Below are 24,903 nucleotides of genomic sequence, written 5' to 3'. Positions count from 1 at the left end.
TAAATATTACATATTGGCTTCATTATTACGCCTGTTAATATTTACGTAACATTAAGGTAACTCAGTCGTAACATACAGCTAATGCTGTGGTAATATTGAGAGTCGACTTTTGCACTCAAATTCTATATAACATAGTTATGCGTAAGTTATTCTCTCTTATTCTGTGCTTAGTCATTACTGCACAGGCATTTGCAAATGGAAATATTCAGGGTACCGTCACGGACAGTACTACTGCAGAAACACTCATTGGTGTGACTGTTTCTTTATTTAAAGAAGGCGCCGACATCCCGTTGTTAAGCGCTATAACAGATGTGGACGGACACTATGTCTTCGAAGCCGAAGCAGGCACTTATGAAATCGAAGTAAAGTACATGGGGTTTCAGACACAAAGAGTAACCGAAATCGTTGTAGTAAATGGTAAGAATACCAAAATGGATATTACCATGAGCGATAAAGCAAGCACCGACCTGGAAGAAGTTGTAATCCAGTCTTCTATGAAGAAGGAATCGGTAAGTGCACTTTATACCATGCAAAAAAATGCAGTTGCCGTATCCGACGGTATCTCTGCAGACGTTATTAGGAAATCTCCTGACCGCAGTACAGGTGATGTATTGAAAAGAATCAGCGGAACAACAATTGTCGATAATAAATTTGTGGTAATTCGCGGTATGAGTGACCGTTACAATACAGCAATGGTTGACGGTGCGCCTTTGCCAAGTACGGAGCCTAACCGTAAGGCCTTCTCATTCGATATCATTCCTGCTAACATGATTGATAATATCATCATCACAAAAGCAGCTACCCCTGATTTGCCGGGAGATTTTGCAGGCGGCGCCATAAATATCCTTACCAAAGAAGTTCCTGAAGAGAATTTCAACAATTTCTCTATCGGTACCGGTATAAACACCGCATCTACTTTCAAAAAATTCCAGTCAGGCTATCGTTCTCCAACCGATTTCTTAGGTTTTGATAACGGTAAACGTCAGTTGAGTCCTTATTTTCCGACATCTCAAAGTCTTCAGACTTTATCTACCTATCCTGATCCGGGAAAAGGTTCCATTCCTTACATCAATGCATTGAACAATGATTATGGCGTTCGCGAACACAGTGCATTACCTCAGATAAATCTGCAGGGTTCTGTAGGACGTTTGTATAACCTGAAGGGCAATAGTCGTTTTGGTGTTACCGCAGCAGTGACCTATAATCATAGCGAAAACATTAAACCAAACCTTTTGCGTCAATACGGTGATTATAATTATACAGACAATAACTATGTGTATTCTACAAATCTTGGTGGTTTATTGAACCTTGGTTATTACGTAGGTAAAAGCAAGTTTAATCTGAAAACACTTTACAACCGCAATTTTGACGACAACTTCCTTTATCGTGAAGGTACTAACAACAGTAACTCTTCCGATATAAGATATTATGCTTATGACCTGATTCAAAAATCCTTATTTAAGGCTTCATTGGACGGAACACACTCAATAGGTAAAAAAGATGCCAAAATTGATTGGTTAGTATCTTACAACTATATTAATAATAATCAACCCGATCAACGTAAAGTAGCATACTCATACGATGATATCAGCCAGCAATATATTGCACAACTATCTTCAATCGGTAAATCAAACAACAGATTATTCAGTGATATGAATGAGAGTGTAGTTAACGCTGCTCTTAATTATATTCAACCTGTTTCTTTATTTAAAAAGACCAGCATTAAGATTGGTGCATTTGGCCAGTACAGAACACGTAGTTTCAACAACCGCTATTTGGGCTTGCAAATGAATGAAAGTAAATTGGGTGCTGCTGATATTGAAGCAAGACCAATAGGTACTTTATTCGGACAAGATGCTATTGACCAGGGTTATTACACACTTTTGGATCAATCAGGTAATGCAGATGCTTATGATGCAACTGCAAAAACAATGGGTGGTTATGCTATGATTGACAATAAGTTTACAGATAAGTTCAGAGCTGTATGGGGAGCACGTTTAGAATCATACAACATCGTTGTAAATTCCGTTGACAAAACAGAAGCAGACCAGACATGGACTGACATCTTGCCTTCCGTAAACCTTACATATAGCTTGAGCGACCAGGCAAACCTGAGAGCATCTTATTTCAGAAGCCTTGCCCGTCCTGAATTGCGTGAATTAACTAACTTAGGCTACTATGATTACGAATTGTCTGCAAACATTTTGGGTAACCCTGCTTTGCAACGCACACATATCAACAACTTCGACTTAAGATATGAGTGGTATATGGAAAAAGGTGGTGTACTATCCGCATCTGTCTTCTATAAAAACTTTGATCAGCAGATTGAAAATAAAGTGTACGCATTCAGTATCTACGAAATTAAGCCTGAGAACTTCCAGAAAGCTTATGATGCAGGGCTTGAATTTGAAATCAGGAAGAACCTTGCCTTTATTGCACCTAAATCTTTCCTGAAAGATGTTACTTTCTATACCAATGTTGCTATCATTCAGTCTAAAGTTACTTATGATACCATTTCAGTTGTTGCAAACAAACTGGTTACAGACCGCCCGATGGCCGGACAAGCGCCTTATTCCATAAACAGTGGTCTTAGCTATGCAGCCTTAAACGGTAAATTGAACTTTAATTTGCTATATAACCGTATCGGTCAGAGATTGTATCTTGTAGGTGGTAATGCTTTAGGACACGTATATGAAAGATCCCGTAACCTTATGGATCTGCAGATAAGCTACAATGTAACCAAGCGCAGCGAATTCAGGTTGAACATGAAAGACCTTTTCAATAATCCTATAGTATTCTATTTTGACCAGGATAACGATAAGAAATTTTCAGGTGCAGGTCTGACTGCTGATGGCAATATTGACCCGACAAAAGATATGATATATCAACAGTATAAACCGGGAAGAACTATTTCTCTGACTTACGCTTTGAAATTCTAAGTCTTATTATAAAATAACTGAAAAGGGCAATGCGTAAAGCGTTGCCCTTTTTGTTTTTGTCCCCTCAGCCATCTGAAATGTTCATACAGGCATAATAATGACGTAATATTTCGGTAACAATGGCCCGCTACTTTTGCTTCAAATTACAAAACAGAAAATTATGAAAAAGCTTGTCCTGCTTAGCTTTGGCGCCATAGCCTTATATATGGCATCTTGTGACAAAAAGAACCCTATCGTAGTACCTCCGCCACCGGTTGACACAACTGACACAACTGACACAACTGATCCTAACGCCGTTATTATCCTTTCTGGCGACATTACAACCAATATGACTTTGTCTGCTGACAGAAAATATTTGTTGCAAGGATTCGTATATGTAAAAGACGGAGCAACATTGACAATCCCTGCAGGAACTATCATCAAAGGTGATAAAGCCAGCAAAGGAACTTTGGTTATTACCCGTACCGGTAAAATTGATGCTCAGGGTACTGTTGACAAACCAATCATTTTTACATCTAACCAACCTGCAGGTGCACGTCGCGAAGCCGATTGGGGTGGTGTTATCATCTTGGGTAGCGCTCCAATCAATCCAACAGGTGGTACAGCAAGAATCGAAGGTGGTTTAGTACCAACAGATGCTTCTAAAGAAACAGAATACATCTGGTTTGGTGGTACAAACGCTGCTGACAACTCAGGTATAATCAAATATGTACGTATTGAATTTGCAGGTATCGCTTATTCTCCTGATAATGAAATCAACGGTTTGACAATGGGTGGCGTTGGTAGTGGTACTACTATCAGCTACGTAGAAGTTTACCGTTCCGGTGATGATGCTTACGAGTGGTTTGGCGGTACAGTAAACTGCGATCACCTTGTAGCTGCTTATACATGGGATGATGATTTCGATACAGATAACGGTTTCTCCGGTAACGTACAATTTGGTGTTGCTTTGCGTGTTCCTACCATCGCTGACCAAAGTAAATCTGAAAGCTTTGAGTCTGATAACGATGCAAACGGTTCTACCAACGCACCGCAAACTAAAGCTAACTTCTCTAACATGACAATTGTTGGGCCAATGGCGCAACTGAATACAGCAATCAACGCTAACTACGTTTGGGCAGCTCAAATCCGTCGTAACTCTTCTATCTCTATTTACAACTCTATCATTATGGGTTACCCTAATGGTTTGTATATCGATGATACAAAAGGAACATCTACTTCAGGTAATTTAACTGCAGGTACATTGCAATTCAAAAACAACATCATTGCAGGTTGCACAACTCCGCTTAAAGCTTCTACAGCTTCTTTCCAGGCTGATTTGGTAACTTATGTAGGTGCTAATAACAACCAGATTCTGGATAGTACATATAAAGCGGGTTTAGTTGATCCTTTCAAATATTCTCCTGCCGTTTCTGCTTCTGCAGGTCGTCCTAACTTCTTGTTAAGCTCTACTTCTCCTGCATTGGGTGCTGCAAGCTTTACAGGTCTTACTATGTTTACTGCTACTACAACTTATGTTGGTGCATTTGACGGTTCAACTGACTGGACTGCAAACTGGACAAACTGGGCTGCTGAAAACACTGCATATTAATAATCATACGCATAACTGTAATTCCTTCACCATTGGAATCAAAAACCTTCGGATTTATCTCCGAAGGTTTTTTTTATATTTTGAATAATCGTCTTACCGCTTCACAAATTGCTCCGTTCCCAAAGATTTAATGTGCATGTGAAAAGTTTCAACGCGCGTTCCCAAAGATGCAAAGTCCATTTATAAAATTGCAGAAACCATGCGCAATTTGCAGACAGCATAAGAGTGTAATTCAAGGTAATGTAAACAGCATTTAGAGTCTGCATCTGTTCCCGGAGAGCGTTAAATACTTATTAAGGATAATCTCTCCCTTATGCTATTCCACCGCTCCCGCAAATATTCGTACATTAGCAATCAGTAATAACCTTATTAATGCAACGGAAGCGATATAAAATAATAGCCTTTTTTCTCTTTTTTTCATGTTTGTTTTGCAATCATGCAAATGCACAGCAGCAGACACAGGAACAAAAGCAGCTTGCCCTTGCCCGTCAGTTTATGCAAGGCAAGGAATATGAAAAAGCTATTCCCATATTGAAAGAGCTGTATGATTATGCCCCTTTTGACAAAGATGCCTACAATGAATATCTCGATGCTTTATTGTTGGCCACCAGATACGATGATGCAGAAGCTTTGGTACTTTACATGTCCAAAATCAGAAGGGAAGACCCTACGGTATTGATTGATTTGGGAAATGTATATGCCCTTGCAGGTAAAAAAAAGAAAGCGGCAGAACAATTTGATCTCGCATTGGAAAAAGTAAGCGGCGATGATTTTAATACATTGAAGATTGCCGATGCTTTTGCACATTTAGGCAATAACGAATATGCCATCAAAACATATAAACGCGCAAGAGTATTGATGCAAAACCAGTATTTGTTCGGCACCCAACTGGCCTTGCTTTACGGAAAAGAAGGCAATACCGAAGACGCTTCCAACGCCATGATGGATGTGCTGACAACACAACCCAATGAACTCGATAACATAAAATCATCCTTGCTGCAACTCATTGACGGTGACGACAAGAAACTTGCAATAGTCCATAAGCAGATCTTAAAACGTATTTCAGGCGATCCCTCCAATCCTTACTGGAACGAATTGCTCACATGGATGTATATTCAGAAAGGAGATTATGAAGGAGCATACAAGCAAATAACAGCTATTGATAAAAACCTCGGCGAATCGGGCGAACGCGTGCTTCGTTTTGGTGATAATATAGCTGCCGAAGGTCAGTATATCATTGCTTTGAAAGCTTATCAGTATATAATAGACAAAGGCCCCGAACAGCAAATGTATGAGCTGGCAAGATTGGGCAAAATAAAAACACTGGTTGCGCAGCTCGAAATGAAAAAGCCCGTTGACCCGCTTTTGTTAAAGGAAGTTTTACGCGAGTTTCATGATTGCTTTACCGCTTATCCGCAATACTTTACCTCACCCCTCGTTCGTATATATGCTAAAGTACAGGCTCGTTTTGCAGGCAATGTAGATACTGCCATTGCCGCACTGGAGAAGGCTATTGCTGCACCTAATGTCCGTAATGACTTTATAGGCTATTGTAAACTCGATTTAGGCGATTATTACATATTGAAAGATAAAGTTTGGGACGCTACATTACTGTATTCGCAGGTAGATAAAGATTTTAAAGAAGACCAGTTAGGCGAAGAAGCCCGTTTCAGAAATGCAAAGCTCGCTTACTACCGGGGCGATTTTACCTGGGCACAAACGCAGTTATCCGTACTGAAAGCTTCCACAACAGAGCTTATTGCCAATGATGCCCTATACCTTTCCGTATTAATCACTGAAAATACACCGGCCGACAGCAATCTTGTTCCCTTAATGCGCTTTGCCGTTGCTGACCTTTTATTATTTCAGAATAAGACTAAAGAATCGGATATATTGCTGGACAGTATAGCCACACATTTTTCCGAAAGCGCCTTGCAGGACGATATACTGATGCAGCGCAGCAAAATAGCATTGGAAGAAGGACGCAATGCAGACGGTATTGCTTTTCTGGAAACAATTGTAACAAAATACGGCGATGATGTGCTGGCAGATGATGCCGTATATAAACTTGCCTCTGTTTATGAAGAACAATTGAAAGACATTCCGAAAGCCATTACTTATTATGAGAAATTAATAACAGATTTTCCCGGCAGTACCTTTATCCAGATAGCAAGGGTCAAATATCAAAAATTGAAACTGAATAAAGCCGCATCCTGAAAAGAACGCTAAACTTTCATTTCATTTTTGTGTCAGAAACAGTATGAATATATTTCGCAGTACCTTAATTGTTACATGGCTCTTTTTTATTCCTCAATACGTACATGCGCAAAATGATTTTTGCGATGTTAAAAGTATTTGCCTTAAATCCGGAGAACTACTCACTTTTAAAGTTTATTATAACCTCAGTGCATTATGGGTTCCGGCAGGTGAAGCCACCTTCAATACCCAGCAGGAAACATTGAATGGCCAATCCGTCTTTCATATAACAGCTATCGGAAACACCTATAGCTCCTATGACTGGATATTCAGGGTGAGAGATAAGTATGAGACATTTATGAGAACGGACAACCTATGGCCGCTTAAATTTGTACGTAATGTAGATGAAGGCGGTTATAAGTTTACCAATAACGTATCTTTTGATCAGGAAAAACAAAAAGCTTACTCAAACAAAAAGACATTTGATGTGCCCAAATGCGTAAAGGATGTGCTTTCCGCCATTTATTTTGCCCGCAACATTGACTACGACAATCTGAAGCCCGGCACTAAAATTCCTTTCTCCATGTTTTTGGATGATAAAGTATATGACCTTTATATCCGTTACATCGGGAAAACAAAAGTAAAAACAAAATATGGTACATTCAATGCTATAAAAATTGCCCCTCTGCTTATAAAAGGCACCATTTTCAAAGGTGGGGAAGATATGGAAGTTTGGGTAAGCGATGATAAAAACCATATCCCGCTCCGTGTAAACAGTCCGATTCTCGTAGGGAGCGTAAAAGTCGATATGATTGACTATTCCGGCCTCAAATTTCCCCTTACTTCCCTGATTAAAAAAGGATAGCTTTTTACAATAGTCCTATTGTTTACCATTTGCCGGAATATTATTGCGTAATTTTGCTTCCTGAAAACAGCATATCAGTTTGAACATGGATAGCATTATAGTAAATAAAGTGGCCGATAGCGGAATTATTACTTTGAACCTAGAACAATATATACCTTCAGCAGATTTAATAGCAACTTTCGATTTAAAGCCGTTTTTATTTAAGGAGATGATTGTGAAAGAAAAGGACTTCAGGCAATTTGTTACGGAACACGATTGGCAACAATATGAAGGTAAGCATGTTGCTGTCGTTTGTACTGCAGATGCCATTATTCCGATGTGGGCGTATATGTTAGTCGCATCTTCATTGCATCCTTTTGCAAATAATGTGTATTTTGGTACAGAAGATGCATTGTTGCAGCATCTGATATTAAAATCAATTGAAGAAATCAGCGTAGAAGAATATATTGATAAAAGAGTAGTCATTAAAGGTTGCGGTGACAGGAGCCTGCCCGAAGCGGCCTTTGTTGCTATTACTCAAAAATTAAGACCCGTGGTTAAAAGCCTGATGTATGGTGAGCCTTGTTCGACAGTACCTGTGTTTAAAAGAAAATAAATTTACATGCATTTGAAGGATTTTTCCTCATTAGCCAATTTTACGGCAATAGATTTTGAGACGGCAAACGGGAAATTTTGGAGCATCTGCCAGGTTGGTCTGGTTCGTGTGGAACAAGGTGTTATTGTAAAAGAATTGGAAATACTGGTGCAGCCTCCCGGTAATGAATATCATTGGGGCAATTCAAGAGTACATGGCATTACAAAAAAAGATACCGCCGAAGCGCCCGATTTTGCAGCTATCTGGCCGCAAATAAAACCTTATATCTCCGGCCAGCATGTAGTGGCGCATAATGCCTCTTTTGATTGTACAAGCCTCAGGCATACTCTGGAATATTACAAATTACCAAGAGTCCGGTTTCAACAGCATTGTACCGTCGAAATATATAAAAGGAAACTTTCTCTCCTTTGCAATCAGTATAACATTGAATTGATCCATCACAATGCATTGTCAGATGCGAAAGCATGCGCCCAATTGTTCATGATGCACCTTGAAGGTAAATCTGCCGCCATGGTTCAGGAAATGGAATTATTACATCCGGCTAAACAACCGCAACAAAGTTAGTAAGCATTAAATCTTTCCTTTTTATGTATTCCGTTTTTTTGTTGACAGGCAGCAATCTTGGTAACAGGGAAGAACAGCTTGCCAAAGCTATTCGGGAGTTGGAAGAGCATATTGGCTTTATTGAACAAACTTCTTCCGTATTCGAAACAGAAGCCTGGGGCAACGAAGATCTTCCTGCGCATTTAAATCAGGCCGTTTTAATAAAGACTTTATTGCCGCCATTGGATTTGCTGAAATCCATTCATGCTATCGAAGCAAAGTTAGGAAGAGTAAGGCAGGATAAATGGGGCGTAAGAGCTATTGACATTGACATCATTTATTTTGAAGATAAGATTATCCGTCTTCCGGAACTTATAGTTCCACACCCCTTAATGCAGGAGCGAAATTTCGTATTGGCGCCTCTTTCCGAAATTGCCCCCGATATGTTGCACCCTGTCTTCCTTGTAAGCAATAAGCAGTTGCTGAAGCAATCTAAAGATAAGCTGAAAGCTACTCCTGTTACCGGTAAATAATCCCTTCCTTCTCCTGATTAATACATCTGTTCATTGTGATAGATGGAAATTCATATTGATTACAGTTTGATTTTCTCTTCATACACACAATAAAACATTGCTTTATTGTGTGTATCATTTACAATAAATACTACGCGCCGACATTTAACTACTGTTGTTTTATATATTTTATTTATATCAAATTGAGTTAAATGAAAACATAGACAATTCTGATAAAATCTCGAAATATCTATATTTCAACTCTCCTTTACTCAGAAAAAGAGTAAATAACACTTTGCTTAGATACGAATAACAATAAAATGAAATAATATTCATGTAGTATAATAATGTCCTTTTCTATTAAGTCATTGTCTATTAACTGTTTAGAGATATCGGTTGTAATTAAATTAAACTACATTTTAATGGACTGCATGATGATGTGGTGTTAAGATAACATTATGCATTTGTTAACAAATTGATTTTAATCATCGGCATAAGTAATCAGAATATTTATATATTACGTTTATTAAAATACATAGTGTATGGATAATAAAATATCAATAAGTGATTTTTGCACGGTTTGATATTAAAAAAGCTATTTCTATATTTATATCGACCAATAAAATTTAACTCTTTACTCTTTTAAAATTATTAATGTTTTTCCAGGCATCCAAATAACAACTGGAATGCCTTGAAATTTTTTCTAAAAACCAATCATTTTATTTAACCGGTAAACTCCATTATGGCAAAAGAACATGCGAAACAATTGACTGATTAGGCTCAGTATAGAAATGAGGGATAGTCACCTTTAATATCAGGCAGCCTGAAGAATTAGAATGATATAATTATTGCAACAATTGATAAGACAGGATCCGGCGTTATAAAGTTTGCTGTTTTTCGTTTTTTAAAATCGCTTTGTTTGCAAAACTCTTCTTAATTAAAAAATTATTTAACCAAAAACCAATCTTATGTATAAAATTTATACACTTAGAATGAAAAGAAGGCTCAGCATATTGCTAATGATGATTGCTTTCTTTGGCACAAATGGTGTAGCGTGGGCACAATCAACCGTCAACTACGCTTTTTCAACCAATTTAACGGGCTCAATGGCTGTAGACTTGAATGCCAACCCGATTGATATGAGCACGGGAACCACTCAACTTGTTGCTTCCGGTGTGGATGCCGGTGCTTCGGCTGTAACCAATATCGGATTTGACTTCTTCTTTATGGGTAGCAGATATACTCAATTTGGTGTTCAGGAAGATGGGATCGTGCAATTAGGCGGTACTGCGCCTTCAACCAATACTTATACTATTGCAGGCGGAACTTCTACTGCGCCCAGGCTTTCACCTTTTTGTGGTGATATGAGGACCGGTACAAATGGTAAAATACATTACAAACTTATCGGAACTGCGCCTAACCGTGTGCTTGTCATAGAATTTCAGAACATGACCTTGTTTTACACTTCTGCCGCCGCTGCAGGAACATCCACTTTTCAAATGAGGATGTATGAATCTACAGGAAAGATCCAATATGTATATGGTACCATGTCCGCAACAGATGTAACAACTGCTGGAGCAGGAGGTAACAGGGCGCCGCATATCGGATTTTATACAGGTTCTGCAAGCGGAGCTTTTGCTTCAGTTTTATATGCAACACAAACAGTCTCCACAACATCTCCTTATGCGGGTAATCCGTCTGTTACAGCATTAGGCCCTTTGGCTGGTTTGAACTCAAATGCTGATGGAAGCAGGACGCAATATATATTCACGGCTCCGTCGGTAGTTGCCCCTTCCAATTTGACCTTTACATCTGTAGCTGCCAGTGCAATGACATTAAACTGGACAGAGCCTTCTCCAGCTACAGGTATCGTGAAATATGTAGTTTATAATTCAACAGATGGTACTAACTATAACTATGTAAATACGGTAAACGTCGGAACTAATCTACTTGCAGTAACAGGCCTTGTTCCGGGAACAAACTATTTCTGGAAGGTTTTTTCTGTAAGTGAAGGCGCTTTAAGTGCTACATCATTGAATGGAACACAACCAACTTCAGCTGCGGCTACATATTATTGGGTTGGAACCGGTGGTGCGGATTTCAATACAGGTACCAACTGGAATACAATTGCAGATGGTTCAGGTGCAGCAAGAACAGTTGCTGATGCAACAGATGCATTGATCATTGATGGTGATGGTACAACATCGGGTACTGCTGCTACAATCAATATAAGTGCAAGTGCATCTATCGGCCTTTTAAGAATTACTAACAGCACTGTTGTTAACCTTCAGTCTTCTTCCTCGACTACACGTACTTTAACCATAACAGGCGGTGCAGGAAATGATCTTGATATCACTGCAGGAAGCAGCCTTATCATGAACCATGCCACTAACGCAATTGCTATAGTGTTTACAGGTACCGGTAATACAGGAAGCATTTCAGGTACACTTACATTAGGAGGCGGTACCGGCAATAAAGTTACTACCACAGGTGGCACCGGAACATTGGTGACCGTGCAAACAGGTGGTACAGTAAATTCTACGGCTGCTTCATCTACTGCATTATTAGTGGGAAGTACAACTACCTTAAATTTTGCTTTCGGTTCCAATTATAACGCATCAGGTTATACAACATCTGATACTTATATCCCGACTGCTACATGGAATAACAACTCTAACATAACTTTATCGGGCGGAACTACAGGAACAGGTGTATCCAATAGTTCTACGCCACTTGGTAACGTTACTATTAACACAACTACCTTAACCGCTAACCTCGGGTTGTTTACTTCATCCACGGTTACTATTAACGGTAACCTTAATATCGTAGCGTCCGGTACTGGAAATATTCGTCCTGTTTCCAGTGGTGTATTAACAGTATTAGGAAACATAAACCTGAGTGGTGGTACACTTCAGATTGCTGGTGCCGGCAGTGTAAAGCTTGCCGGTAACTTTAATCAGACCGGTGGTACATTGGATGCAAATGGAACCAGCAATACTTTGGAATTCAATGGTACTGCAGCTCAGAATGCAACCATAGGAACAATGGGTACAGGGGCCCTTAATGTAAGGATCAACAATGCTGCCGGTGTTAACCTTACCGGTAACTTATTAGTAAATGATGGTGCTACTTTAACTATTTCCAATGGTAACGTTACAGGTACAGGTACTGTTTCTTATAATGCTACTTCAGGTAAATTAATATATAATGGAACAGCCGGCACTCAAACAGCTAATGCAATAGAATTCCCGACCACAAATGGCCCTGCCAGCTTAACTATTAATAATACTGCTACTGCTCCGAATAATGTGGTTAATATTCCATTCAGCAGAACTTTAGGTACCAGTGGTGTATTGGCAATGACTGCGGGTATATTGAATAATTCAGGAAATACGATATCTGTTGCAAATACCGCAACAGGTGGTGTTACCGGAGGTTCTGCAACTGCATATGTTAAAGGAGCAGTTGCAAGAAGCCTGCCTGCAAGTCTTGCAACAGGCTCAACCTATCTGTTCCCGATTGGTAAAGGCACTTATAATCAAATGGAATTGATTAACCCTTTAACTAACGCAGGTGGTACTGTGACAATTTCTGCTGAAGCAATTGATGCAGGTTCCGGTGGTGCTGCAGGCACAAGTATAAGCGCAATCAATTCCAACAGATATTGGGCAATAAGTGCTACAAATGGAGCTGCAAACTTTACAAGTGGCAACATGCGCTTGTATGATGCACCTGGTTCTGCTGATGCTATTGCAGGAAGCAGTACATTAACAGGAGCATATGGATTAGTTGGAGGAACTACACCTGTAGTTACTGCTACATCTATAACTACTACAAACCCGGGCCTGACAAGTCTGTTGGGTTACTATGTATTTGGTACCCGTGCTGCAGCAACTATTAGCAATTTAGCTATCTCTCCGACAGGAAATCAATGTACAAACGTTACACGTACAGTTACTGCTACTGTAACACCGGGTGGTGCTGCGATATCTACAGTTGTTATTAATTACTCAGTTAACGGAACGGCTCAACCTGCTGTAAGTATGACTAATACAATCGGTAATAACTGGTCCGGAACAATTCCTACCGTATCTCCTGTTAATGCTACGGTTTCATGGTCAATAACCGCAACAGATGCAAATGGCCTGACTAAAACACAGACCGGAACAGATTATAATGATAATCCATTTTTGGGTGCCAACGCAATTTTGAGCGCTTCTCAAACAACGGTATGTACAGGCAATGCTACAACTTTAAGTGCAGTTTTAGCATCTCCCGGCGATGCTTCATCCATTGGAGCAGGTACTACCTTGACAGGGGATAATGACGATGTAACGGCTTTTGGTAACAGATGGCCGACATTCCATATGCAGATTTTATACACGGCTGCAGATTTGATAGCTGCAGGGCTTTCTGCAGGTCAGATATCTGCTATTACTTTCAAAGTTAATACCATAGGCTCCAGTGCATCCAATACAAATTATACCGTATTGATGGGTGCCACAAATGCTACTTCATTAACTGGTTATGTTTCCACTTCAGGATATACTCCGGTATTCCCTGCTGCAAATTATACGCATGCTATAGGATTTAACAAGATTACCTTTACAACTCCATATAACTGGGATGGTGCATCTAACGTAATAGTGGATCTAAGCTATAGTGGCATTGACGCATCAACCAATGCACAAACGTATTATACTACCACTGTTGCCAATACAGTAGTAGCAAATCACAGTACCAATGCGGGAACTGCATACGCAACAAGGCCTAATATTATTTTTACAGGTCAATTACCGGCGCCGGCTACAGCGTATTCTTTTTCAAACGGAAGTACAGTTGTCGGAACTACGAACCCCTTAAGTGTAAATGTCAGCAGCAATACTACTTATACGGCTACAATAACGGCTTCAGGATGTCCTTTTGTTACCAATCCGGTTACAGTCAACACAATTGCTTTGCCAACAGCTCCGGCTGCTACCAACAGTTCACAATGCGGTGCCGGTATTCCAACCGCTTCCGTAGCTTCTACTGCCGGCGCTGCAGGTTCAGGAACTTTTTATTGGTATGATGCGCCAACCGGTGGTAATAAGTTACAAGGTGAAGCATATGGTCCTTTAAGTAATTATTATACCAACGACTTTTCTTCTGCTACATTGAGCAACTCTTCAATAACAGGTAATGCTGCAATTGCATCGGGTAGTCTGGCATTGACACCTGCAACCACAAGTCAGGCAGGCGGATTGACCGTAAATGCGAGTAATGTTAATTCTAATCAATATCAGGTTGATTTTGATATGACAGTTACGTCTACAGGTACTGATGTAGCAGACGGACTTAGCTACAGTTTCTCTGACGATGGCTCTGCAAGCAGTACATCTCCTGGTGCAGAACATGGAACCGGTACGAAGCTGAAAGTTAGCTTTGATACCTACGATGCAATAAACGGCAATAACGGGAAAGGTATATATGTAATGTATAATGCAACAGCAGATGGCTCTTCGACAAATTATACCAGTACAACACCGGGTGTTTTAGCCTATGTTCCTGATGTAAGTTGGATACCTACCAGTGCTACATCACAAACAAGTCATGTTACTGTTTCTATAAATGCAGCCGGACAAATTTCATTATCACTTGCAGGCAATCCAATATTTACCAATGTTCAATTGCCGGCGGCCTTCATAAATGCTAATAAATCTACATGGTCACATATCTTTAAAGCTCGCAGCGGAGGTATTGCCGGAGGTTTTGCATTGGATAATTTGATCATTAAAACAAATAATATAGTTCCGGGTTATACAACTTATCAAAGTTCTATACCAAGCGCTACTACGTTCTATGTTTCTGAATTAGGAACAGGCGGTTGCGAAAGCCCCCGTACACCTGTATCGGTTTCGTTTACAAGTAATCCTCTGATTGCATCGGCAAGTAATACTTCATTAACCTGTGTAGGTGGAAGTACAAGTCTATCTGTTGCGCAAACAGGTTCTTCAAATACCTATAGCCTCACATGGACAGCTACGCCTTCTGCCGGAAGCGGTATTCCTACAAGTGTAGCAGGTAGCTTATCTACTCCGGTAACCGTAACTCCGACTGTCGGAGGTACTTATACTTATACCATTACCGGTGTAGATGGTGGTTGTACAACTATCGATACAGTTAATGTAATAGTAAATGATCCTTTATCTGTTGTTACTTCAATGGCTACTGCTACTCCGTCAACTATTTGTTTGGGAAGTGCTACAAGTCTGAATATGCAGGTTTATATACCTACAACTACTGAAGGTTTTGAAACAACGTTTCCTGTTTCAACATTTAGTACAAGCGCAGTATCAGGTGTCGCAAGTGCTACCCAAGATATAACTTACTTTAAGTCAGGAGCAGCGTCGATGTTGTTCAAAACATCAAGCTTTAATGCAGATGTGAGCCTGACTATGAATGCGAATGTTGATTTGAGTACCTCTACAGGTGCAGTTCTTACTTTTTCGCACATTGCTTGTCTTGAAAGTTATGCAGCCTTTTCTGATAAAGGTATTGTAGAATACTCCAGTGATGGTGGTACGAACTGGACAACCTTCCCTGCATCAAGCTATGGAGGCGGTGCAACCAATTTATATAATTCACAGGTTGGATTCTCTGCTTTTAGCTATCCTGACTGGATTACAGCTTTCGGCGCAGGTTCTTCATCTCTGCCTAATAATACTTTGTGGAAGAATGAATTAATATATATCCCTGCCGCTGCATTGACTTCTCAGTTCAAAATCAGATTCAGGATTCTATCAGATGGCAGTGTTACATATTATGGTTGGTTACTTGATAACGTTTCAATAAAGGCTACTCCAAATACACAAGCCTATTCGTGGAGCGACGGAAGCACTACAGTCGGAACGACCAATCCATTGGTTAAAAATCCAACTGTTAATACAAATTATACCTGTTCAACAACAGCGATGGGTTGTCCTTTAACTTCCAACGTGGTTCCGGTCACAGTTAACGCTGTTCCAACACTCGCACCTACAGGTACAAGTGGTAATAACACACAAGCATCAGGTACCTCTTATCTTTATACAGATGGCTCCTGTGATCTTATTGCAGGCATTACAACCTCCGGCAATTCGCTTGGTGCAGTTACTGCAAGCGTAACAATTGACCCGACAGTACAAACCTATAACAGTGCTCCTTATGTACAGCGCCATTATACCATTACACCGGCGACCAATGGTCCGGCAATGGTTACGCTATATGCTACGCAAGGTGAGTTTGATGCATACAACACTGCAGCAGGTGCAAGTGCGCTTCATTTGCCTGTTACAGGTAGCAATAGTGATCCTAATATTGCAAATGTTAAGGTTGCCAAGTATGCTACTGCAACACCAGGTACCGGAGGCATAATGCTGACACCGACTTCTGTTAACTGGAATGCGGCGAAAAGCTGGTGGGAAATTACTGTGAACACTCCAGGTTTCTCTACTTTCTTTATTTACGCAGGCGGTGCAATACCACTTGAAATTAAATTGCTGGATTTTACAGGTGTTAATGAAGGCAAACGCAATCGTTTGGATTGGTCAACTGCCAAAGAAAGTATAGGAGATAAATTCACTGTTCAACGTAGTACAGATGGACGTAACTTCTCAGGCATAGGCACAGTTGCAGCAATCGGTAAAGGCGCCTATACTTTCTACGATGAAAATCCGGCATCAGGTATGAATCAGTATCGTTTGCTGATGACAGATACTAAAGGAAATCAGGACTTTAGTAAAACTGTTACGCTTATGGTACATACTGCAAATGATTTTGTAGTAGAAGCGTATCCTAACCCGGCCAAAGACCTGGTAAACATTAAAGTATCAGGCACACAAGGCAGCAATGCACAATTAATGCTTATGGATGTTTCCGGACGTATTATCAGGCAAATAAAAGTGGCAGGTAATACTGCAACACTTGATATGCATGAAGTAGCTGATGGCATCTATTTGTTGAAATATGTGGATGATTCACATAGCGAAACAATAAAAATGAACAAACAATAATCGCTGCTTTTCAGTTTGAAATTAAGAGGCTGTCAAAAGATGGCAGCCTCTTAATTAAAACAGCATACAAAATTTTATCAGCCTCGAAATGCCGTCTGGACACAGGGAAGTATGAACGAAATGAAGTATATCTTTTTAAGTTTCTGAATATGAAGCTCTGAATGACAAAATCTGTTTATTGCGATGTTGTGGTATTATCAGTAAAATTATTTTGAAGGGTTTTCATTGATTGCAAGTCCCAATGCCGTTACCCGTTTATTGAATGTTTCAATAAACGCCGAGAACGATGATAAAGTAGTGATTCAGGTAGTTGATATTACACAGGTAAAGCAGTTCGGGAGATAGTTATTTTTATCAAATGATACTGTATTTATATGAGGGCATTGCCTTCAGGTACTCTAGTAATTCATCGGTTATAAAGCAATAAAGAGCTATTCTGTTTAATTATAACCGTAAAAATTCAACCCTGATTGGTTTGAGAATACATAAACTAAAATAAAACTTATTAGGGTTAAAACTGTTTATTTAGCTGCAGCTGCAGTAAAAATTTTAACCACAATTATACTGAGAGTTTAACCACCAGATTCTTTTTCTTTTTTTTCCAAGGGCATTTATTCCATGAATAAATACCTGATCCTTTTTTTTAACCAAATTATTTAACCTCAAAAATTTATCCAAGGCAAAAAAACACAAGTCCAAGGAGGTTGCTGAAAATCCGCAAGAGTAAGCAGGGAAAGCTGAAACCCTTTAATAGTAGGTGTTATTAAATATGATTTTATGATACAAAAAATTACAAATGTTTTTTTACAAAAACCACAACTTTTAAGTAAGTGGATTTTGATGTTAGCGCTTTTCGCAATGACAGGCGCTGGTACCGCTAATGCACAATGTAACTGGAATACAGGTGCTCTTTATGGAACGGGGACTGCAGGAACGTCATGTCTTCCGACGACTACCGGAACACAACAATGCCATTACTTTAGTGAATATGCTACTTTTAATGGACTTACAGTTGGACAAACTTATACAATTACTACGACTAATACAACGACAACTGCCGGTGGGCCATTTACATTAGGTGTTTATACAGCTATTACATCTGGCACTACACCTCTGGCATCTACTACAAATGCGACGTTTCCTATTTCGGTTACATTTGTTGCTACAACAACTACTATTTACACGAAGAATTTTAAATCAGGGTGTGTTTCTTCAGGTAATGAATGTAACTATTTTACCATGCAGTGTAACTCTTGTGCTTCAACCGCGGGTACTAACCAACCATCAACTTCAAGTGCTGCTATAGGTGCACCGGGCATTCAGGTGTTAAGGGTTGATGTTCCGGCTTGCTCGGCAGGTGATGTTACCAGTCTTACATTTACAACGGCAGGAAGTACCAATGCGGCAGATATTTCAAATGCAAAGGTTTATTACACCAGTTCTACAACATTTTCATCATCATCTCAGTTTGGTAGCGCTGTTGCAAACCCTAATGGTAGCTTTACTGTTGTAGGAACACAGAGTTTAACTTCCGGTTCTACAGGTTATTTCTGGCTGACCTATGATGTCGCTTGTAATGCAACATTGACAGATGTTCTGGACGCAGGACTTACAACTTATACTTTTGCAGGTACTCCTTCAGTTCCCGCCACTCCTAATCCTACGGGTACGCGTGATATTGTAGCTGCTTCTGCTCCTCCATATACTGCCACAACTACCACATCAACAACTGTGGGTACTGCAAATGTTACTATGGGCAGAATAAATATTACAGGAGATAATTGTAATACAGCTGTTACTTCTGTTAAATTTAATACCGCTGGTTCTCCTGTTACCGATATAAGTCTTGCAAAGTGTTATTACACTACAAGTACAACATTTAATACAGATAGCTTGTTTGGTACTGCGGTTCTAAACCCTAACGGAGACATTACATTTAACGGATCAAAAGCATTGGCTTTAGGTACAGGTAATAATTTCTGGTTAACTTATGACATAAGTTGCAGTGCAGGAACTGTTGTAGGTGTCGATTCAGTGGTTGGAGCTCCTGTGAGTATTACAACCAATGTTGGGTTATTGAACGTTGCCACACCTTCAACCAATGCTAAAAAGAAAGTAAATGCGCAAGTTGCTCCTACTTATACTTCTACTACTACAACTTCTGCAGCGGTAGGAAATACAAATATCACTTTGGGCAGGATTAATATTGCAGGTGATAATTGTAACACAAGCGTTACTTCTGTGAAGTTTAATACGGCTGGTTCTACTATTGCCGATATAAGCCGTGCAAGATGCTACTACACCACGGGTACAACATTTAATACAGACAGTTTATTCGGTACTCCTGTACTAAATCCTAATGGAGATATTACATTTAACGGGTCAAAAGCATTGGCAGCAGGTACCGGCAATAATTTCTGGTTGACCTATGATATAAGCTGCAATGCAGGTACAGTAGTAGGTGTCGATTCTGTTATAGCCACTCCGGTAAGTATTACAACAAATATCTCGGCAATTAGTGTAGCTGCGCCATCAACCAATATCAAAAAAGGTATCATAACAGCAACTACTTATAACACTGCTGCTGACGGAGATTGGAGTTCTCCTGCTACCTGGGCTTGTGGTAATATTCCTACAAGTTCTTCAAACGTAAACATCAATAATGCTGTTACCGTTTCTACTTCAGGAAATGTTGCGTCAAATGTAACAGTAAATACAGGTGCTTCTTTGATTATTTCATCCGGCGATTTGACAATGGGTGCTGCAGGCGGTGATAAAAAAGTATTTACAAGCAGCGGCATATTGACTGTAAGCGGCGGTACTTTAAACTTAAATGGTAATATGGTAATCAACTCCGGTTCTACATTCAATCAAAGCGGCGGTAATATCAACGTAGATGGTAATGCCGCCGGGGTAACGGCCAATAGTGTAGCTTCAGGAACTTATCTTGTAAGTATTTCCACTCAAAACGTTAACTGGACAGGTGGAACATTTACTATCGTCGATCCTCACGCAGCTTCTGGTACGAATTATGCTTTCTATTACAGTAATAGTACTGCTAACATAGAAGTACCGGCTACACATACAATGGCATTCGGAAATGGTGTGTCATCAGATGCTGGAGGATCTACTAACGGATTTTATGTAAATAACTATGTGGGATCCAATAAATTGAATTTTGGTAATATCACCATCAACGGTACAGCTGCAAATAACAGGTTTGTTACAACAGTTTATTCAACTGCTATACATGGCAATCTGTTGATAACAAATGGTGGTGAATTCAGGACATCTGGTATCGTGCATCTGAATGGAAATCTTACTGTAACTGAAAATAGTTATTTCACCTGTACCTCTACGCTTGGTTTATACTATTATACCGGTACATCAACTATTGCACCTTCAACAAATGCGCAGGTAATTTCAGGTTCCGGTATATTTAGAAATGCTGCTACAAGCCCTACTGCAAACTTCGCATCTTTGACAGTTAATAACACAAATGCAACAGGTGTAACCTTTGCTGATGCCAACTCGTTGTTGAGCGGTACAAATACAGGAACAGTATCCGGTACTTTAACAATGACTGCCGGTAAAATTAATGTAGGCTCAAATACTTTTGTATTAGGAATTTCTGCTTCATCAACCGGAACTTATACTTATTCCGCTGGTGTAATAATCGGTGGGTTTAAAAGATGGCTGGGTTCTTCAACAGGGGCGAGGGCTTTTGATATAGGAATGGGAAATGTAGGCAGGAAAGTTTCTATAGACTTTACTACAGCACCTACTACAGGAGGAAGCCTTACTGCTAAATGGAATTCAGGTGCGCCGGGTTCTGCAGGTTTGCCATTGACAGAAGGTGGTAATACATACACCAATACTTCTGCAAACGGTTACTGGACTGTAAGTACAGGAGATGGACTTGCCGGTGGTACTTATACAGTTGCAATGACACTTACCGGTGGTAGCGATGCTCCTGATTATTCTACAGTTACGATTGGTAAAAGATCTACTTCGGCAGATCCTTGGGCACTTGTCGGTACTGCTGTTGCAGCAACCGGTTCGGCTACAAATTTCACCGTTTCAAGAACAGGTGTAACAGGCTTTTCTGACTTCGTGTTGTTGTTGACCAGCACACCGCTTTCGGTTAAATTGTCATCCTTTACAGGTCGTAATGCCGGTGCTGTTAATATTCTGAACTGGACAACCGCGAATGAAAAAGATGCAAGCCATTTTGATATTATGCGTTCCAATGACGGCAGCAAGTTTGAAAAACTGACTACTGTTAATGCACAGAACGTTTCAACAGGCAGCAAATATGAATTTACCGATGTTAAACCTTTTGAAGGCAGGAATTTCTATCGTCTGAACATGGTGGATGCGAATGGTAAATCTGTTCTTTCTGATGTTGTAATATTATCCGTAAAATCATCTGCAGGACTTTCATTGGTTGCCAGTCCAAATCCGGTTAATCAGACATTAAACGTTTCTGTAAATGGTAAAATAGATGGTAAAGCAACAATTCAGGTGATTGACATTACAGGCAAAATAATTCAGAAAATACAAGTATCCTCAAATGATACAAATATTGACATGAGCGCTTTGTCCAATGGTACTTACATCATTAAGTATAATGATAACAGTAACTCATCTGTAATAAAAGTGACTAAGAACTAATATCTATTTCTTAGATAAAAAAGGAGCTGTTCATTTTTTGGACAGCTCCTTTTACATTTTATAAGATGCAACTTCTGCTCCTCAGGTCAACACTTGTGGCTTTGCAATTGTAATTTAAACTTACACGTTGCTTTCTTATCTTTATAGCATGAAATACCATTTCATTACAGTTGAAGGAAATATCGGTGCCGGCAAAACTACACTCGCCAAACAACTGGCCGAATACTACAACGCAGCACTTTTATTGGAACAATTTGCGGAGAACCCTTTTCTCCCCTTGTTTTATCAAGACAAAGAAAAATATGCACTGCCCCTCGAATTATCTTTTCTCAAAGACAGGTACCAACAATTGCAGTCAAGCTTAAAAGAGTTTCAGGATAAGCAGGAATTGATTGTTGCTGATTATACGATATTAAAGAGCCCTTTGTTTGCAAAAAATAACCTGAATGAAGCAGAATTTAAGTTGTTTTGCGACATTCATGATATGATGAAGACAACGCTTCCGAAACCCGATTTATTCATCTATCTTCATACTCCGGTAGAAAGGTTGCAAAGACACATTAAAAAACGAGGCAGGTCTTATGAGCAGAATATTTCAGCCCGCTATCTGATGGAAATTGAAGATGCATACTTGCAGTATTTCAAACAGCACCCGGACAATGTTTTATGGCTGGACAATACCACCGTAGATTTTAATGAACCACAATACTTTAACCAATTAACTAAATATATAGAATCAGAAGGGTCTTTACCTGAAGGTATTTTGACTTTTTAATTTTGATTCTTCAATTCCTGATATGTTTGTAATTGCATTATATAATTTAAAAGGCGGCGTAGGTAAAACGGCTTCCTGTGTAAATCTGGCACACCTTTCTGCCAATGATGGTTACAGGACCTTGCTTTGGGATCTTGATCCGCAAGGCGCAGCAAGCTATTATTATAAAACAGAAGCAAATACCAAAAGCGGCATTAAAAAGCTATTGGAGAAAAACCTGTCGTTGGATGAATTGATGCAGTTAAGTGAATATGACTATCTGGATATAATTCCTGCTGATCAAAGTTCGCGTAAACTTGATATTCTTTTAGATGAACATAAAGACTCAAAGAAACAGATAAAGCAAATGCTCCGGCAAGCGAAGAACAACTATGATTTTGTGTTTATCGATTGCCCGCCCGGATTCTCCGTTTTGGCCGACAATATCTTTGAAGCTGCAGATGCTATTTTATTGCCTACCATTCCAACCACGCTTTCACTCAGGACTTATGAAATTGTAAAGGCTTATTTCGAGCAAAAAGATTTACCTCTTGAAAAGCTGATGTGCTTTTTCACTATGGTTGACATGCGTAAGAAATTGCATACAGAAGTTATGGCATCTCTTTCAAAAGACCATCGCTTCTTTGAACATTTTATTCCTTATTTATCAGAGGTTGAAAAAATGGGCATAGAGCAGGCGCCTGTAACTGCTTTTGCTCCCAATGGCAGAGCGGCACAATGTTTCATTGACTTATGGACTGAAATAAAAGAAGGTGTTTTGTAGCTGAACAAAACACCTTCTTTTATAATTTGCGATTACGAGGGAAACTTAATTGTAATAAGGCATAATCATCCAGTAAACCACAACACCCGTAATGGCTATATAAAGCCACAAAGGCCATGTGTATCTTGCCAGTTTCTTATGGCGGCTATATTCTCCTATTAAAGCCCTGTAAGCCGTAAATAATATGAATGGCAGCATTACAGTCACCAAAATAATATGGCTCGCCAGGATGAAGAAATAAACTGTGCGGACATTTGAAACAGCTGCAATTTCCATGTCTGATAAAATACCATCGTGATTGATGTCGCCAAACTTAGTATCGCCCGCAAATAAATGATGACTGATATAAAAAACCAGGAAAAGAACAGATAACAGCAGTGCAGCAATCATAATATTGCGATGCAATGTATATTTCCTTTGCTTAGCCGACCAAAGCCCTGCAATTAGTAATACAGCTACAACAGAATTAATAAGTGCATTAATAAAAGCAAAAACATGCACATTGAAATCAAATGGAAACTTCGGGGGATGTATCCGGCTTAAAGATGCCACTACTAAAATTATAACTGCTGATACAATACCGATAAGCCAATTGGCTTTTTTATCATTCTTCTTAAATAAGGGAGTTAACATCTTTTGATTTATTACTTGAAATTTTTTGTTTGAGTTTGCTGTTTTTATCTGCCGTGTTTCCGTTTTTCGATATTCAATATGTAAATATCATCAGCAAGACGGCCTGTTTCTTTTCTGTCCAGACCATCAAAATAACCTCTGATATTTCTTGCTGTATCCAATAAAACCATTTGTTGGGAATGAATGAAATCGCCCGCCACATCTGCATTATCTAACGAAAGCCCCAGCTCATTCTTGGCATAATCAAAAATACTGTCCTGGTTGCCTGTACAAAAATACCAACGGTCGTGGTCGGCATGAAAACGGTTAGCATAAGCCCTTAGCGCAGCAACGGAATCTCTCACCGGATCCACGGAAATGGAAATGAACTGAACTAAATCAGGATTCTTCTGAATATAAGCTTTTTGAATTTCATTCATATTGGAAGTCAGCTTCGGACAAACAGAAGGACAGGTAGTAAAAATGAAATCTATTACCAGAATCTTTCCACGTAAATCCTTATTCAGGCTAAAGGTTTTACCCAGCTGATTAGTAAGCTGCAAATCTTTTACTTTGTGGAAAACGGTATCCGTAAAAGGTTTTCCCTCTTCCATAACCACATGTGTTCCTTCAGGGCGGTAATAACCCGGAATTTTCAGTTTCCCGTCAGAGAAATGTCTTGTGACGAAAAAAAAAGATAGCGGCACGGCTGCCGCTATCAAAACTCCTATAATATATTTTAATGTTTTGTTGGAACGCATTGTAATAAACTTAACTGATACTTATTTTAAAGAATAAGAGGGCA

At 39.5% G+C, this 24,903-nt stretch carries 13 protein-coding genes; 11 read left to right on the top strand and 2 right to left on the bottom strand.

Annotation, left to right across the window (positions count from 1 at the left end; all coding sequences use genetic code 11):
• Nucleotides 1–137 precede the first annotated feature (137 nt).
• The 11 genes from F0919_RS06710 (at nt 138) to F0919_RS06660 (ending at nt 23,486) form a co-directional block, all read left to right on the top strand.
• Nucleotides 138–2,939 (top strand): TonB-dependent receptor, encoded by a 2,802-nt coding sequence (locus tag F0919_RS06710; protein ID WP_150031937.1) that lies wholly within the window; start codon nt 138–140, stop codon nt 2,937–2,939.
• A 160-nt stretch (nt 2,940–3,099) separates the two neighbouring features.
• Nucleotides 3,100–4,530 carry a hypothetical protein gene (locus tag F0919_RS06705; protein WP_150031936.1) on the top strand — a complete coding sequence of 477 codons (1,431 nt, stop codon included), beginning with the start codon at nt 3,100–3,102 and terminating at the stop codon, nt 4,528–4,530.
• 423 nt (nt 4,531–4,953) lie between these two features.
• Entirely contained in the window at nt 4,954–6,747 is a 1,794-nt protein-coding gene (locus F0919_RS06700) for a tetratricopeptide repeat protein (RefSeq protein WP_190277292.1), read from the top strand.
• Nucleotides 6,748–6,790: 43 nt separating this feature from the next.
• On the top strand, nt 6,791–7,591 hold the full coding sequence (locus tag F0919_RS06695) for a DUF3108 domain-containing protein (protein WP_150031934.1): 801 nt from the start codon (nt 6,791–6,793) through the stop codon (nt 7,589–7,591).
• A gap of 85 nt (nt 7,592–7,676) precedes the next feature.
• A complete protein-coding gene (locus F0919_RS06690) occupies nt 7,677–8,186 on the top strand; it encodes a DUF2480 family protein (protein ID WP_150031933.1) in 510 nt (169 codons plus the stop codon).
• A 6-nt stretch (nt 8,187–8,192) separates the two neighbouring features.
• On the top strand, nt 8,193–8,750 hold the full coding sequence (locus F0919_RS06685; protein ID WP_150031932.1) for a 3'-5' exonuclease: 558 nt from the start codon (nt 8,193–8,195) through the stop codon (nt 8,748–8,750).
• A 23-nt stretch (nt 8,751–8,773) separates the two neighbouring features.
• Nucleotides 8,774–9,262, top strand: coding sequence for a 2-amino-4-hydroxy-6-hydroxymethyldihydropteridine diphosphokinase (gene folK, locus F0919_RS06680; RefSeq protein ID WP_150031931.1), 489 nt, complete (start codon nt 8,774–8,776; stop codon nt 9,260–9,262).
• Between the two features lie 971 nt (nt 9,263–10,233).
• On the top strand, nt 10,234–17,274 hold the full coding sequence (locus F0919_RS06675) for a T9SS type A sorting domain-containing protein (RefSeq protein WP_190277291.1): 7,041 nt from the start codon (nt 10,234–10,236) through the stop codon (nt 17,272–17,274).
• 777 nt (nt 17,275–18,051) lie between these two features.
• Nucleotides 18,052–21,948, top strand: coding sequence for a beta strand repeat-containing protein (locus tag F0919_RS06670; RefSeq protein WP_150031929.1), 3,897 nt, complete (start codon nt 18,052–18,054; stop codon nt 21,946–21,948).
• 148 nt (nt 21,949–22,096) lie between these two features.
• Nucleotides 22,097–22,723, top strand: coding sequence for a deoxynucleoside kinase (locus F0919_RS06665; protein WP_150031928.1), 627 nt, complete (start codon nt 22,097–22,099; stop codon nt 22,721–22,723).
• Nucleotides 22,724–22,745: 22 nt separating this feature from the next.
• Entirely contained in the window at nt 22,746–23,486 is a 741-nt protein-coding gene (locus tag F0919_RS06660; RefSeq protein ID WP_150031927.1) for a ParA family protein, read from the top strand.
• Nucleotides 23,487–23,531: 45 nt separating this feature from the next.
• On the opposite strand, the gene F0919_RS06655 is transcribed toward F0919_RS06660, so the two are convergent.
• Nucleotides 23,532–24,119 carry a DUF420 domain-containing protein gene (locus F0919_RS06655; RefSeq protein ID WP_150031926.1) on the bottom strand — a complete coding sequence of 196 codons (588 nt, stop codon included), beginning with the start codon at nt 24,117–24,119 and terminating at the stop codon, nt 23,532–23,534.
• Nucleotides 24,120–24,163: 44 nt separating this feature from the next.
• Nucleotides 24,164–24,859 carry an SCO family protein gene (locus F0919_RS06650; RefSeq protein WP_150031925.1) on the bottom strand — a complete coding sequence of 232 codons (696 nt, stop codon included), beginning with the start codon at nt 24,857–24,859 and terminating at the stop codon, nt 24,164–24,166.
• Nucleotides 24,860–24,903: the final 44 nt, after the last annotated feature.

It is taken from the genome of Taibaiella lutea (assembly GCF_008629695.1).
Classification (GTDB): Bacteria; Bacteroidota; Bacteroidia; order Chitinophagales; family Chitinophagaceae; genus Taibaiella; species Taibaiella lutea.
This window is presented reverse-complemented; position numbering and strand designations above follow the sequence as displayed.